14 protein-coding genes are annotated in these 13822 nt (G+C 45.0%); 12 read left to right on the top strand and 2 right to left on the bottom strand.

Features of this window, described 5'->3' with window-relative positions:
• Positions 1–47 precede the first annotated feature (47 nt).
• Complete coding sequence (locus tag OCU60_RS10930; RefSeq protein ID WP_139302124.1) at positions 48–470, bottom strand: winged helix-turn-helix transcriptional regulator; 423 nt, start codon at positions 468–470, stop codon at positions 48–50.
• A 162-nt stretch (positions 471–632) separates the two neighbouring features.
• Here OCU60_RS10930 and OCU60_RS10925 point away from each other — a divergent pair, with 162 nt between their 5' ends.
• The 8 genes from OCU60_RS10925 (at position 633) to OCU60_RS10890 (ending at position 8557) form a co-directional block, all read left to right on the top strand.
• Complete coding sequence (locus tag OCU60_RS10925) at positions 633–1496, top strand: SDR family oxidoreductase (RefSeq protein ID WP_074373366.1); 864 nt, start codon at positions 633–635, stop codon at positions 1494–1496.
• A 230-nt stretch (positions 1497–1726) separates the two neighbouring features.
• A complete protein-coding gene (locus tag OCU60_RS10920) occupies positions 1727–2080 on the top strand; it encodes an Hpt domain-containing protein (RefSeq protein WP_083602668.1) in 354 nt (117 codons plus the stop codon).
• Positions 2081–2090: 10 nt separating this feature from the next.
• Entirely contained in the window at positions 2091–3242 is a 1152-nt protein-coding gene (locus OCU60_RS10915) for an HDOD domain-containing protein (protein WP_074373367.1), read from the top strand.
• 70 nt (positions 3243–3312) lie between these two features.
• Complete coding sequence (locus tag OCU60_RS10910) at positions 3313–3678, top strand: response regulator (RefSeq protein WP_074373368.1); 366 nt, start codon at positions 3313–3315, stop codon at positions 3676–3678.
• Positions 3675–4256, top strand: coding sequence for a chemotaxis protein CheC (locus OCU60_RS10905; protein WP_074373369.1), 582 nt, complete (start codon positions 3675–3677; stop codon positions 4254–4256). The genes OCU60_RS10910 and OCU60_RS10905 overlap by 4 nt, the downstream gene beginning before the upstream one ends.
• An 8-nt stretch (positions 4257–4264) precedes the next feature.
• A complete protein-coding gene (locus OCU60_RS10900) occupies positions 4265–5584 on the top strand; it encodes a sensor histidine kinase (protein WP_074373370.1) in 1320 nt (439 codons plus the stop codon).
• A gap of 44 nt (positions 5585–5628) precedes the next feature.
• Positions 5629–6942, top strand: a complete 1314-nt coding sequence (locus OCU60_RS10895) for a sensor histidine kinase (RefSeq protein ID WP_083602669.1) — start codon at positions 5629–5631, stop codon at positions 6940–6942.
• 271 nt (positions 6943–7213) lie between these two features.
• A complete protein-coding gene (locus tag OCU60_RS10890; protein ID WP_074373371.1) occupies positions 7214–8557 on the top strand; it encodes a response regulator in 1344 nt (447 codons plus the stop codon).
• A 93-nt stretch (positions 8558–8650) separates the two neighbouring features.
• On the opposite strand, the gene thiD is transcribed toward OCU60_RS10890, so the two are convergent.
• On the bottom strand, positions 8651–9529 hold the full coding sequence (thiD, locus tag OCU60_RS10885; protein ID WP_074373372.1) for a bifunctional hydroxymethylpyrimidine kinase/phosphomethylpyrimidine kinase: 879 nt from the start codon (positions 9527–9529) through the stop codon (positions 8651–8653).
• A 301-nt stretch (positions 9530–9830) separates the two neighbouring features.
• On the opposite strand from thiD, the gene OCU60_RS10880 reads away from it, so the two are divergent.
• From OCU60_RS10880 to OCU60_RS10865, 4 genes are all read left to right on the top strand, one after another.
• Entirely contained in the window at positions 9831–10883 is a 1053-nt protein-coding gene (locus OCU60_RS10880) for a FecCD family ABC transporter permease (protein ID WP_074373373.1), read from the top strand.
• A 2-nt stretch (positions 10884–10885) separates the two neighbouring features.
• The gene (locus OCU60_RS10875; RefSeq protein ID WP_074373374.1) at positions 10886–11674 is read left to right on the top strand and encodes an ABC transporter ATP-binding protein; all 789 of its coding nucleotides are present in this window, start codon (positions 10886–10888) and stop codon (positions 11672–11674) included.
• A gap of 149 nt (positions 11675–11823) precedes the next feature.
• Positions 11824–12498 carry a response regulator transcription factor gene (locus tag OCU60_RS10870; RefSeq protein WP_074373375.1) on the top strand — a complete coding sequence of 225 codons (675 nt, stop codon included), beginning with the start codon at positions 11824–11826 and terminating at the stop codon, positions 12496–12498.
• Position 12499: 1 nt separating this feature from the next.
• Complete coding sequence (locus OCU60_RS10865; RefSeq protein ID WP_074373376.1) at positions 12500–13786, top strand: sensor histidine kinase; 1287 nt, start codon at positions 12500–12502, stop codon at positions 13784–13786.
• Positions 13787–13822 lie beyond the last annotated feature (36 nt).

The following is a 13822-nucleotide window of genomic DNA, read 5'->3' as shown; positions in this document are numbered from 1 at the left end:
GACTGAATATTTCTGGTTTGTGATGAATAAGCGTGCATTTGGCACGCTTATTTTTTTGCTTGAAGTGATGACTCGTGTGCCATCCGCGCTTGATCATATCGAGACTGAATACGCTGGATATCAATAATATTGTCTTCGAGCCATTCGACAAGGATAGCCGCTTTTTGTGTCACGGTGTGGCCATATTGGGTGAGCTGGTATTCGACATGGGGCGGTACCACAGGATAGGCAATCCGAGTCAGAAAACCATCGCGTTCTAAAGTTTGCAGTGTTTGTGACAGCATTTTTTCACTAATCCCCGTAATTCTCTTCTTGAGTCCACTAAAGCGATGTCGTGCGCCGTCATTCAGAGCAACCAATACCAAAATTCCCCACCGGCTGGTGATATGGTTGAGTACCTCCCGGGACGGACATTGCGCGATAAAGACATTGCCGCGCTGATATTGTTCAAGCTGAGATGTTTTTTTCATACTTACCTTTTTGTATGTACTTACTAAAAGTTAGTTTTGATTCTAGTATAGGATCAGTTGGCCTTGTGAGCAATCAGTCCGTGATACGTCGGTTAATCTGTGATGTTTAATGGTGAATGAGGCCGTGATTGATTTTGAGATAACAAAGCAAAAGGAGAAGTTATGCTAGCGATTACCGGAGCAACCGGCCAGCTTGGCCGTCTCGTGATTGAGGCTTTACGACAACAAGTCCCTGCATCACAAATTGTCGCGACAGTGCGCGATGTTCATAAAGCACAGGACTTGGCGAAACTTGGGGTTCAGGTGCGGTATGCAGATTACACTCAACCTGAGTCATGGCGGGATGCGTTTGCCGGTGTGAACAAAGTGCTGCTGATTTCTTCCAGTGAAGTCGGACAGCGCGTTGCCCAGCATCGCACCGTGATTGAAGCCGCGAAAGCCGCGCACGTGACCTTACTGGCTTATACCAGTATTTTGAAGGCAGATCGTTCTTCCCTGATGTTGGCTGAAGAACATGTCGCGACAGAAGCTTTGATTCAAGAGTCCGCACTCCCCGCCGTGATTTTGAGAAATGGCTGGTATTCGGAAAACTATACCATGGGGATCCCTGCGATTCTGCAACAGGGCGTGATGATTGGATGTGCCGGAGAGGGGCGTATTTCCTCTGCCCCCCGTCGCGATTATGCTGAAGCTGCCGCTCATGTCCTGACACATGAGGGACAGGCCGGTAAAATCTACGAACTGGCGGGTGATCAGAGTTTCACACTGGCTGAATTTGCGGATTATTTGTCTAAAGCGACAGGACAACCAATGACTTATCAGAATCTGTCTGAATCCGACTATATTCAAGCGTTGGAAAGTGCGGGGGTTCCGGCACCATTTTCAATGGTATTAGGGAACGCTGAAACCGGGGCGGCGGCGGGCGATCTATTGAGTTCGTCGAACGATCTCCGTTTGCTCTTAGGACGTCCGAGCACACCGATTGATGTGACGATAAAAGAGGCGTTGTCAGGGATTGCTGAGTAGCGCTATCGACAATAGATTGTGATGCTGATGGTATCGATTGATCCCTCAAAGGTAACTTTCGGGGGATTTTTTATTTTTCCCTGACTGAACATCGGGATTTCTGTTAACAGGCGCACTGTTTTGTCCCTTCGCGTTGCTGAGAATCAGCTACACTAAACCTAACGCATTGAGAAAACAGCGTTCGTAAATATTACGTATCGATTTTAGCTCAGTCATCTTGGGGAATCATCATGGCGGACTTACAGTATTTCCAGCCGACAAGGGTTGCGGACATGGTTGGTGAAGAGAATGTCAGTGAGATGCTCAGTGGTTATCTAACCTCACTGGACGAATCATTGTCTCAGTTACGTTCCTATTGGCAGGAAGGTGATATACAACATGTCAGAATGACATCTCATCGGATGAAATCATCAGCACGCTTTATCGGTGCAGATGAGCTAGCTGAATTTCTTCAGCAGATTGAAACGGACTCGCTCAATGAAACGGATAATATTTGTTTGCAGACGACTCGGCTCAGTGTCGTTGAACAATGGTGTCATGAGCTGACACAAGAGATTCATCATTATTTAGATTCTGTGGGTTAAGGGTTGGGGTATGGCAAGTCTTGAAGTGATATGTGTTGATGATGATGAGTTTATGTTAAAAGCCATTGGCCGGTTGGTTCGTCGTTTGCGTCCCGAATGGCGGTTTCTTCTCCTCGATGAACCGATGCGGTGGGAAGAGATCATGGCTGACTCTGACATTGAACATCCTGCAATATTTATTTCTGATCTGTTGATGCCAAAGAAGCGTGGTGATGTGTTACTTAATGAAGTCAAAATGAATTTACCGGAGTCTATCCGGGTACTGTTGACAGGTGATACAACCCAAGGATTGCCTCAAAAAGCACACGGTTATGCCCATTTCGTTTTACCCAAACCATTTACTCAGGATGATTTTGAGCACCTGTTTCAGTGTGCCGAACGCTTACATAAAATGCCGTTTAATGCGGAGTGTCGTCAGAAGTTAGGATCTTTATCTGGTTTGCCCGTATTGCCGCATACCGTTCAGGAATTACAGAGTGTGATTGCCTCACCGAATTGTGACATGCATTTAATGGCGGAGGTGATTAGTCATGAACCCTCCTTAGTTGCCCGGATATTTCAAATTGCCAATTCATCGTATTTCGGATTCAGAAGACATACGGATTCACTGTCTGAAGCGGTCAGCCGATTGGGGGCGACATTAATTGAAACGATTGCTGTTTCTTTATTAACGCAAATTCCTCATCACCGGGTTTCACCGAGTCAGCATAAGCAGGTTGCAGAACGCGCCCTCAGAGTCGGTTCGATTGCACGATTGATCGCGAAAGAGATGAGTTTTGCCCGCCGTGAACAGGATAAAGTGTTTGTTGCCAGTCTATTAACGTCTATCGGGACGTTGCTCGTGCTGGAAGAAGGTGCAACGTTTGAAAATATCAGGACCTATTTGGGGTTGCAGGATGGTTACCATGACCACCACGTTGCGGCTGCTTATCTGCTGATTTTATGGGGATATGATATTGATATCGGTGATATGATCTTATCTCAGAGCCATATTGATTTTCTCAGTCAGGATGAGACAGTCGTGTATGGCAGTATTGTCGGTCTGGCTTACATCATTGAGAAATTCAAGACAGAAGAACAATTCAGGCAAATCGCTAAGCAATTACCGAATGCTGTCAGTGACGCGGTGTTGGCGTTAATCCCATTATTAGAAATAGCATAATAAAATCTTTAAAAACAATATGATGACAAACTATATCACAGATGATTTCTTGAATGTAAGGGAGATACCAATGGCAATCAATGTAACGATAGCAGATGATTCAAAAATGTCGCGGAAGTCAGTCATGAGAGCGTTACCTGAGCAGTGGGATGTGAGTATTCATGAAGCGTCAAATGGGAAAGAGGCGATCAGTAATTATAATCAGGGGTTGGCGGATGTCATGTTTCTCGATTTAACCATGCCTGAAATGGATGGTTTTCAGGTTTTGGAACACCTGCATCAAATTGATGCTAAAACGGTCGTCATCGTGATTAGCGCAGACATCCAACCGTATTCCCAGGATAAAGTAAAACAATTAGGGGCCGCGTCATTTATTCAGAAACCGTTAGACCCGACACAATTGAAACATGTATTACATGAGGTAGGATTGTTATGAATACGGTTTTATCTGCCGATCACCAAGATGCGCTTCAAGAGTTTATGAATATATCGATGGGGAGAGCAGCGAATAAACTCGCGACTTTATTGGATCTCCATGTCACGATCTCTGTGCCGAGTATTCGTTTAGCTACTGATGAAGATTTAACTCGTCTGAGAAAATCAGAGTCAGATTACTATTATACGCGACAATCCTTTTTTGGTGGGATGGATGGTGAGCTGATTACCTTAATCAGTCGTCTCGGATGCCAACAGGTTGTGGCGGATCTGAATCGCGTCAAAGGGTATGCTTCCGATTCAATTAATGTCGATGAAAGTATTTTGGATATCTCAAATATTTTGTCTGGGGCGAGTCTCAAGGGGTTGTGTGAACAAATCGATGTCAAAACTAAAATTCAACCGCCAGTGTTATTTGAACCTTCGAGACAGCCTTTACCCGTCTCTGAATGGAAACTTTCTCTGATTATGGAAATTTCGTTTTTGATTGAAAAAGATTCATTTGCAGCGAGAACAATTATTTGTTTTGCGGATAGAGACTTAGACCGAATGCTTGAGCGCCTTGATGAATTATTATAGGAGTCAGTATGGCTAAAAGTAGGTTATTACTGTCAGATTTGTTAGACCAGCTCAATTTTGCATTGTGTATTATTCGCAATGATTACTTAATTGTTAAAGCTAATGAGTATTTTCAGTCACGGGTGATTCATGCCGGTGGCGCGATCCAAGGGCAGAATATTCTGACGCTTTTTCCTCATTCCGCTGATTATCTGAAACGAAAAATTGATACTGCATTAGTGATTGAGTCATCGAGTTTTTCGTCATGGGAACAAAAACCACACGTCTTACCCTTCAAAAGTTCTCGACCCGTATCAGGTGAAGAAGAACAAATGTTCCAAAATCTGGAAGTGATTCCTATCCATAATGAAAATGGCTCGATTGAGCATGTCTGTCTTTGTATTTATGACGTGACCATCCAAGCCAGCCAGCAATCTCAGCTGCGGAATATTTCTCAACAATTGGAAATCGAACATCAAGAACAAAAAATGTTGATTAAGAAACTGGAAGAGACGCAAGGGCAGTTGATTCAATCTGAAAAAATGGCATCGATTGGACAGTTATCAGCAGGGATAGCTCATGAAATCAACAATCCGGTTGGTTTTATCACGTCAAATATTCAGACTTTGCATGATTACTTTCAGCGCTTGGCTCAAGTCATTGAGAAGATGAAAGAGATGATTGATGAAGGTGGCGATAGTGCGTTGGCAGAGCATTGCCAAGCGGTTTTACAGCAGCAGCAAGTTAGTTTTATTTTGGAAGACACATCAGATTTAATTCAGGAGTCACTGGAAGGTTCATCCCGAGTGATGTCTATTGTGAAGAACCTGAAAGATTTTTCACATGTTGATGGTTCGGAATGGGGGTATGCCAGCCTTGTGAATGGCATTGAATCGACACTGAAAATCATTCATAACGAGATTAAGTACAATATTGAGATTGAAAAAGATTATCAGACTGATATTCCAGATGTTTATTGTCAACCCATGCAAATCAATCAGGTATTGCTGAATATTTTATTGAATGCCAGTCAGGCGATTGAAGGGGAAGGGACGATTCATATCTCCGTCCATGAAACCAATGAACGTTATGTTGAGATTCGGATTCGTGATACGGGGACCGGTATTCCTCCTGATATTCAGGATCGCATCTTTGATCCTTTCTTTACCACGAAAGCCGTGGGATCCGGAACTGGGTTGGGATTATCGGTCTCTTATGGGATTATTAAAGCACATAAGGGAACCATTGCCGTTCAGAGTAAGATCGGAGCCGGCAGTGAGTTTATCATTCAGCTCCCTATCGATGAAGTGACTGCAACTGATGAAGCCGTTGAACAAGCAACAAGCTGAGTTGCGTTTTCTGGTTTTGGCCTGAACACTGAAGGATAGATAATGTGGGACATTCGTCAATAGAAAACGACATTCAAGTCAAGCCGGTGATATTCTCTGAGGAGGATTTGTTGTGTGCAGAACCCGAACTTGCTCTGGATACGCTGCGGCTGATGCTGACATCAGAAAGTCAGGATGACAGTCTCGATCTGTTTGTGGACTTTATGAGCGAGACCTTTGCAGATACGGACATTTATCTATTTGCGATCCATGAGCCAGATTCTCTGCGTTTGATACGTTCTCGCCCGCAATTGACTGGCTCGGTCCGAGAGCAATACTTTCCGACGTTCACTCAAGATGAGTTTTGTTTTATTGAGCAACTCGAACGCTCCAGATTCTGGGCTGAACACTATGCGCCTTTTTTCCCGACGATGAGCAAAGCGCTGGTTGTGACGGTTCAGATTCATTCTCGTTACTATATGATGCTACTTACTTCCCAGTCTGAAACGTTGTGGCAGCAAAACAGTTTAGGGGCATTACACTACATTATTGAAGTGGTGAAGATTGCACTCACTTATATTACATCGACCGAGATGATGTATCACAATCGGGATGTCGAACAGACTGAGAAATTTGCCTCTTTAGGAAAATTAGCAGCGGGGGTCGCGCACGAAATTAATAATCCTTTGGGATTCATCATGAGTAATTTAGGGACGCTCAGTGCCTATATGTGCGAATTTAAACAATTTGTATCGACATCGTCTGAGACACGAAAACCATTTGTAGCAGAGATGCTGGATGATAGTGCGGCTATTATCTCCGAGACACTCGAAGGACTCACCCGAATTCAGAATGTTGTGTCGAGTTTGAATGTCTATAACCATGTATCCAGTTCAAATATCGGGGTTGTTGACTTGCGGGATGTGATTAGTTCATCGTTGGGTCTGCTCCTTGGTGAACTCAAGATGCGGGCCAGGGTTGATTATCAGGCACCAGAGCGACCCATGTATGTCAAAGGGCAATCCAACAAACTGCAACAGGCGTTTATCCACTTGATTATGAATGCTTTCCAATCGATTACACATACGGATGGCGTTATTTGTATTCGGTTGACATATGAGACCAGTGTGCTTATCCCGAGAAAGCGTAATCTTTGTTTATCGATTCAAGATAATGGTCAAGGGATTTCAGAGGAACATTTGCAACATATTTTTGAACCGTTTTTTACCACCAAGAAGGTGGGGAGCGGTGCCGGATTAGGACTCTCTGTTGCCAAAGAAATTATTGAAGAACACTTCGGCCTTATTGCGATTGAATCTGAGTTAGGCAAGGGGACTCAGGCTGTGATTCGGTTACCTTGTATTGTTAGCATGCCTTAACCGGATATGCATGAGATGAGTTTTGTGTGGACTGTGATGGTCAGGGTTCGGTTATCAAATCTTACGTCAGGAAGTTCAAGGCCCACTGAGGGCCGAATCATATGGGTATGGCAGCATTCGCTACATTTTTAACCAATCTTTGAAAAGTATAATATAATTGAATTACTTACAGAGAAAATTCTTTTGGCGGTGATTCGGGGTTGATAGTCCGAGCTTATCAGAACCAGCCTAATATTGTTCTGATAAACGAACAGAAGCAGGAGCGATCATCATGGAAAGTCATGCTACAGCGTCAGATCGACTGACACTGCTCTTATTAGATGATGAAAATGATATTCTCAAAGCACTTAATCGGGTGCTTCGTCTTGATTATGATGTCGTGAGTTTTAGTGATGGTCGGGAAGCATTGGCGTATTTGAAAGAGAATGAAGTCTCAATCATTATTTCCGATATGCGAATGCCTGAGATGGATGGTGCGGAGTTTTTATCTCAGGCGAAAGAAATTGCACCGGATGCGATTCGTATTCTCCTGACGGGATACAGTGATATCCAGTCTACCGTGAGAGCTGTGAATACTGGTGGCATTCATACCTACATCAGTAAACCTTGGGACAATGAAAATTTAAAACTGATCATTGCGAAGTCCGCTGAGTTTTTCCGCTTAACCAAAGAAAAAGAGCGATTATCGGAAGAACTTGAAGAACGCAATCAACAGCTTGAAACGATGAATCAGGCGCTGGAAACATCCAACCAAAAATTATCCGATTTTAATCATCAACTGGAATTACAAGTTCAGGAAAGAACTCAAGCATTAAGCTCGTCGAATTCTCGGCTGGAAATGTTGCTGAAGAGTCGCAACAAAACGTTCAGAGATATTTTGGGCATGGTGACAGCGATTATTCAGCATCGAACAGGGTTCCCCGCGGATCACGCTGAGCGAATTGCCAATCAGGCGAAGTCTGTCGCGCAACGTCTGAAATTATCGGAGACAGAAATTGGCCATATCTATTTATGTGGCCTCATGCATCAGATTGGTTTGATCGGTGCCCGGGACGCTGAAATTGAAATGGCCAAAGTCGATCCGGAAAGTCAGGTTCCGGTTTCACCGAGTGCAAATGCGGTCGTCGGGGCAACGATTGTCGAACGGATTAAGCGCTTTGAGCCATTGGTCGAAATTATTCGTCATCAGGATGAACTCTATAATGGTTTGGGACGGCCGGACCATCTGCGAGGGCCGGAAATCCCTATTAGTGCCAGAATCATTAAAGTGGTGAAAGACTACGATTTTTACGTCGCTTCACCTTATAACCCGAAGAGAATGACCACCCGAAGTGCGCAAGGATATCTGAAGCAACAGGCGGGTGAATTGTATGATCCTCAGGTGGTTGATGTGTACCTTGAGATGTTGAAACAACCCGGTCGGGTTGAAGACGGTGTTGAGCTCTGTATCGGGTTGAGTGAAATTAAACCGGGTATGGTGATCAAGCGCGATCTCTATCTCCCCAACGGCAATCTGATGCTCACCGCCGGAAACGCCATCAGCGCCGCATTATTATCCCGGCTGAAGTCAATCGAGAAACAGACCAGTATGCCGATTACGGTTTATATTGGGTGATGCAGGATATGTCTGAGTGCTTGATGGGCTGATCGATGATTGAACGATTGTTCGTTGGCCGAAAGAAAGAGTGTTCGTTGGCTGAAAGAGTGCTCATTGACCGAAAGAGTGTTGATAGAAATGATGTAACGGTCCTTTCCCCTGACCGACATCCAATTGACTTGCATGACGAATGGCTCCGGAAATGTAGGTTTTAGCTGCTTCGACGGCTGAAGAGAGTGAATCGCCACGAGCCAAATAAGCGGCAATGGCTGAAGAGAGTGTACAGCCTGTGCCATGTGTATTTGATTCGTTAATCCGAGCGGCACTGAACATCGTTGCCGTTGATGCAGTGATCAGCCAGTCTTGGCTGTAATGCGGGTCATCGGCATGACCACCTTTGAGTAAAATGGCAGGTAAACCGAGTCGCTGTAAATCCGCGATCATCTCGGGGCGCGGCCGGATTCGTCTTTCCCCTGAATCACTGGTCGGATAGCCCAGTAGTACGGCCGCTTCCGGCAGATTTGGTGTGACCAAATCTGCCATTGGTAACAGCATGTCTTGTAATGGCTGCAAGGCGTCTTGACTCAGTAACATTCGACCACTGGTTGATAACAGCACCGGGTCAATAACCAAATGGCGGGGACGAACGGTCTGAAGTTTGTTGGCGACTGCTTCGACAATCTCTGCATTGGCGAGCATCCCGATTTTGACGGCCACAATATTTAAGTCTGAAAACACCGCATCAAGCTGTTGAATCACATGATTGACGGGAAGTGGTAATACATCAAATACGCCTTGGGTGTTTTGAGCGGTGGAGGCAGTCATCACTGAGCAGGCATAACAGCCCGTTGCAGAGATGGTTTTGATATCGGCCTGAATCCCTGCGCCACCGCTGCTATCGCTGCCTGCGATGGTCAGCACAACCGGAATCGATGATGGAGAAGACGGAATCATATCGGTATGTCCTTTAGATTGTGCTGTGAGGGTCATGTTCGTTTTGCTGTGTGAGCGTGAGTGATTTTAAACATCGAATCGATACGATATCAACTGACTTCAGCAGACTGATATAATATTTTTTTGAAAATAAGAATGACTCTCATATTTGTTTAGATATAATGCAGTCTCTTTCTGATTTCTTAGATTAAGCTGAGTATCATCAGTGGTTCGCGATTCTGATCAGGGTAAATGGGAAACGTATGACGATGGTATGGCGGGGACTTTGCTGTTCGTATTACCAATTCATGATAGAAGTTATGGTTTGCTCGGACCATATTGTCACCGGAGTTAAAACATGCAAGTCGATTTAATGCTTGATGCTGTTGCGAAGCAAAGAGCCAACGAAAAAAGGCGTTGGACGGTGATTGGTACCATTTTAGCGGTACTCGTTGCTTCGTTTATTTTCGATGTCGCCACCGGGCCGTCGATGCTTGACATCTCACGGGTTGGTAATGCCTTGTTGCAGTGGTTGGGTTTCCCTGTTTCAGTGGATCCGATGACACAAGTTATCGTGACCAACCTCAGATTACCCATTGCTCTGATGGCCGTGGTTGTGGGTGGCTCACTCGGCATTGGTGGTGCAGAGATGCAAACGCTGCTGAATAATTCAATGGCGAGTCCTTATACATTGGGAATGGCCGCCGCCGCCGGGTTTGGTGCAGCGTTGATGCTTTATATGGACTCGATGGGGCTCGAATCATACGTTGCCGTACCGCTGGGCGCTTTTTTTTGCTGTATGCTCTCTGCTTGCTTTTTGTTTGCGTTGGCAACCATGCGCCATATCACCTCCGGACAGTTAATTCTGGCCGGGATTGCCTTACTGTTCCTGTTTCAATCATTGTTGTCACTGGTTCAGTTTGTTTCTTCTCCTGAATTGAGCCAGCAGATCCTATTTTGGCTATTTGGCAGTCTGTCGAAAGCGACTTGGACAAACCTGCTTATTACAGCGGCCGTGACGATCGTCTGTTTATTGATGTTATTGAAAGACTCTTGGAAACTGACCGCGCTGCGACTCGGAGAAGAGCGGGCTAAAAGTCTCGGTGTTCATGTGGCTCGCTTGCGCCTGAAAACCCTGTTTATTGTTGCGGTGATGACTGCCACAGCAACCAGCTTTGTCGGCATTATTGGCTTTGTCGGGATTGTCGCACCGAATATTGCACGGATGTTGGTTGGGGAAGATCAACGCTTTTTCCTGCCATTATCTTTTCTGATCGGTGCTTTTTTACTCTCCAGTGCATCGGTTCTTTCTAAAGTGATTGTTCCCGGAGCGCTGTTTCCGATTGGGATTGTTACCGCAATTATCGGCGTTCCGTTTTTCTTCTGGCTCATTATTAGTAAAAGGCGTTAGTAATGCTTCATGTGACTGACTTAAATTTAAATATTGATGGGTTAACCTTGGCGGAACAGATGGGTTTTAGCCTTCAGCCCGGTCAAGTGAGCGTCATTATCGGCCCGAATGGTACAGGGAAGAGCACATTGTTGAAGACGCTATTTGGCGATATTCGTCCCCAATCCGGAGAGATCGTTTTTGGCGACCAAATACTTCAGCACAAGAAAATTTCAGCCTGGCGTCAGCAGTTTGGTTATATGCCTCAGGATATCCGCCTTGATGTCAGCCTGACGGTGATAGAAGTCGTCTTACTGGGGCAATTGGATGCATTGAGTCTGCGGGTCGATGATCGAATGTTGGAAGACGCGCTGACCGCATTAAAGCAGATTGGTTTATTACATCTGGCGAATCAGGATGTCCGGACATTGAGTGGCGGACAGTGTCAGATGATTTTATTTGCGCAGGCATTGATGCGCCGTCCTGAAATTTTAATGCTGGATGAACCAGTAAGTGCACTGGATCTTCATTTTCAACATGTGTTACTGGACCATCTGGCTGAACGGACGGAAAGCCAGCGCTGGGTGACTCTGATGGTGCTGCATGATTTGAATCTTGCCGCACAGTATGCCGATCATTTATTAGTTCTGAAACAAGGCAAAGTTGTTGCACAAGGCGCGCCACAAGTGGTATTAACCCCAGAGTTGATTCGAGATGTGTATGGCGTGAATGCTGAAGTGACTCATGATCAGCAGGGCATTCCTTTTGTCCGCACATTACGTTCAGGTTGTATCAATCGCGCAGCGGCATAATTGTTCAGCTTCTTGATGAAGTTAACCGACTCTTAACCAAAATATTATTACATTGCGTGTGGATATTGACACACGTAACCTGAAGATGCTTATCATGTGATGTAGCAGTCAGGTAAAAATTGCGGGCAAGAGGGTGATCAGAATTTCAGATGCTGAAAGTATTACTTGTCGAAGATGATTTAGATTTGGCGACAGCTATCATCGATTACATGGCGCTTGAGGACATTGAAGCGGATTATGCAGCCGATGGGCAGATTGGCTATAATCTCATCACCAGCCATACATATGATGTGATTGTGCTGGATTTAAACCTACCTAAAATAGAGGGGTTGATTGTTTGTGAACGAGTGCGTTCTCAAGGCATTCAAGTCCCGATTCTGATGTTGACCGCCAAGGATACGCTTGACGATAAACTACGAGGATTTTCGAAGGGTGCAGATGACTATCTGGTGAAGCCGTTTGAAATGGAAGAGTTGATCGCGCGGGTGAAAGTTCTCTCGAAAAGAAAGAGCGGTCAGGTTTCCAAACTAGTCGTTGAAGATCTTGAGTTAGATTTGGCTGTCAAAGAAGTTCGCCGGGACGGTGAGTTGCTGAAGCTTTCTCCGATTGCGACTAAAATTCTGGAAATTCTGATGCGTGAGTCACCCTCGACCGTTTCCCGGGAAAGACTTATCCAGACGGTTTGGGGGAGTGAACAACCTGATAGCAACAGTTTGAAGGTTCATATCTTCAACCTCCGCAAACAAGTCAATAAAGAGGGGGGCAAACCACTGATCCATACCATTCCCAGTTTTGGTTTTGCTATCAAAGCGGCGGAAGATTGATATGCGAATTCGTCGTAGTCTGAAAATTTATTTTTTATTTGCCGTGATTTCAGTTGGTGCGTTGGTGGTGCTTGTTTTTTCTACCTTAGCTGCCAGTTTCTTTATCCAGGGGTCTGACGTGACGATTCGTTATGGTATGACCCAAATGGCACGGGAAATTGCAGGTTCAGAGGTGCATCCGAATCAACTGCAGGGGTTTGCTGTTTATCAACATTGGGAAGATACTCCTGAACTGGTGAGGGAACACATCCCGAAATTGCAGACTCATCAGGCTTTTGGCAAATATGTGGAACGGGATAACTGGTTTGATATTCCGACCGCTGCTGCTTATGTTTTGCGTTATGATCATGCGCCACAAGGGACATTCTATATCTCTTGGGTGTTTACCGATATCCTCTCTCATCTCCAGAAAAATAATGCGGATATAAATTATTATTTGCGCATTCTGATTTACGCCATTATTGCGATTACCCTCTTTTCATTGATTATGGTGGTCCTATTACACCGGATTGCCATTCCGGTTGAGCGTCTCATTGACTGGGCGAAAGAACTCTCTTCCGGCAACCTCAATCGTGCTGCGCCTGATTTTTACTATAACGAGTTAAACAATCTGGCTGAAATTATTCATTCAAGTTTGCAATCAGTACAAACGGCCCTGAATCGAGAGAAACAATTTTTGTCGCATGCCAGCCATGAATTGAGAACACCTATCTCGGTGGTCCGAAGTAATAGTCAGTTGATGAAACGCCTCTTGCAAAAAGAGGGGACGCAAGAAAAGCAACAGGAAGTGCTGGATCGGATTCTCCGGGCGGGTATGACCATGACAGAACTATGTGAAACGCTGCTTTGGCTGAATCGGGGCAAGTTTGACAATCTATCGACGGAACATGTGGATCTGGAAAAATTAGTGCACCAGATTCGCTATGAGCTGGATTATCTGGTACGTGATAAAGAAATTGATATTGTCATCGAAACGGAACCCGCCAGTTCTCAATTGCCTTTAGGGATGGTCAGAATTGTGTTGGGGAATTTGATCAGAAATGCTTTTCAGCATACTTATCATGGTCAGGTCGAAATTATTCAGTTAGGGCAGACCGTCAAAATTAGAAACTGCAGTGGTATTGGCGAAACGGATGAAAGTCTTGGATTTGGTCTGGGACTGCATTTGACCAGTTGTATTATCGAACACTATCAATGGCCTTATCATGTTGAAGAGCTGGCAACCGGGAGAGATGTGTATATCAGTTTCACCGCTGTTGAGATAGATAGGGAAACATCTCAGTCATGAAGTGGTTTAAAAAGCCCATCATTGATGGGCTTGGGG

This window comes from Vibrio spartinae, from assembly GCF_024347135.1.
GTDB classification, from domain to species: domain Bacteria; phylum Pseudomonadota; class Gammaproteobacteria; order Enterobacterales; family Vibrionaceae; genus Vibrio; species Vibrio spartinae.
This window is presented reverse-complemented; position numbering and strand designations above follow the sequence as displayed.

What these genes read in the sequence shown, in the direction of transcription:
- OCU60_RS10910 (WP_074373368.1), top strand. Translation starts at nt 3,313, where the DNA reads ATGGCAATCAATGTAACGATAGCAGATGATTCAAAAATGTCGCGGAAG.
- OCU60_RS10915 (WP_074373367.1), top strand. Translation starts at nt 2,091, where the DNA reads ATGGCAAGTCTTGAAGTGATATGTGTTGATGATGATGAGTTTATGTTA.
- OCU60_RS10870 (WP_074373375.1), top strand. Translation starts at nt 11,824, where the DNA reads ATGCTGAAAGTATTACTTGTCGAAGATGATTTAGATTTGGCGACAGCT.
- OCU60_RS10875 (WP_074373374.1), top strand. Translation starts at nt 10,886, where the DNA reads ATGCTTCATGTGACTGACTTAAATTTAAATATTGATGGGTTAACCTTG.
- OCU60_RS10880 (WP_074373373.1), top strand. Translation starts at nt 9,831, where the DNA reads ATGCAAGTCGATTTAATGCTTGATGCTGTTGCGAAGCAAAGAGCCAAC.
- thiD (WP_074373372.1), bottom strand. Translation starts at nt 9,529, where the DNA reads ATGACCCTCACAGCACAATCTAAAGGACATACCGATATGATTCCGTCT.
- OCU60_RS10920 (WP_083602668.1), top strand. Translation starts at nt 1,727, where the DNA reads ATGGCGGACTTACAGTATTTCCAGCCGACAAGGGTTGCGGACATGGTT.
- OCU60_RS10890 (WP_074373371.1), top strand. Translation starts at nt 7,214, where the DNA reads ATGGAAAGTCATGCTACAGCGTCAGATCGACTGACACTGCTCTTATTA.
- OCU60_RS10865 (WP_074373376.1), top strand. Translation starts at nt 12,500, where the DNA reads ATGCGAATTCGTCGTAGTCTGAAAATTTATTTTTTATTTGCCGTGATT.
- OCU60_RS10930 (WP_139302124.1), bottom strand. Translation starts at nt 470, where the DNA reads ATGAAAAAAACATCTCAGCTTGAACAATATCAGCGCGGCAATGTCTTT.
- OCU60_RS10905 (WP_074373369.1), top strand. Translation starts at nt 3,675, where the DNA reads ATGAATACGGTTTTATCTGCCGATCACCAAGATGCGCTTCAAGAGTTT.
- OCU60_RS10900 (WP_074373370.1), top strand. Translation starts at nt 4,265, where the DNA reads ATGGCTAAAAGTAGGTTATTACTGTCAGATTTGTTAGACCAGCTCAAT.
- OCU60_RS10925 (WP_074373366.1), top strand. Translation starts at nt 633, where the DNA reads ATGCTAGCGATTACCGGAGCAACCGGCCAGCTTGGCCGTCTCGTGATT.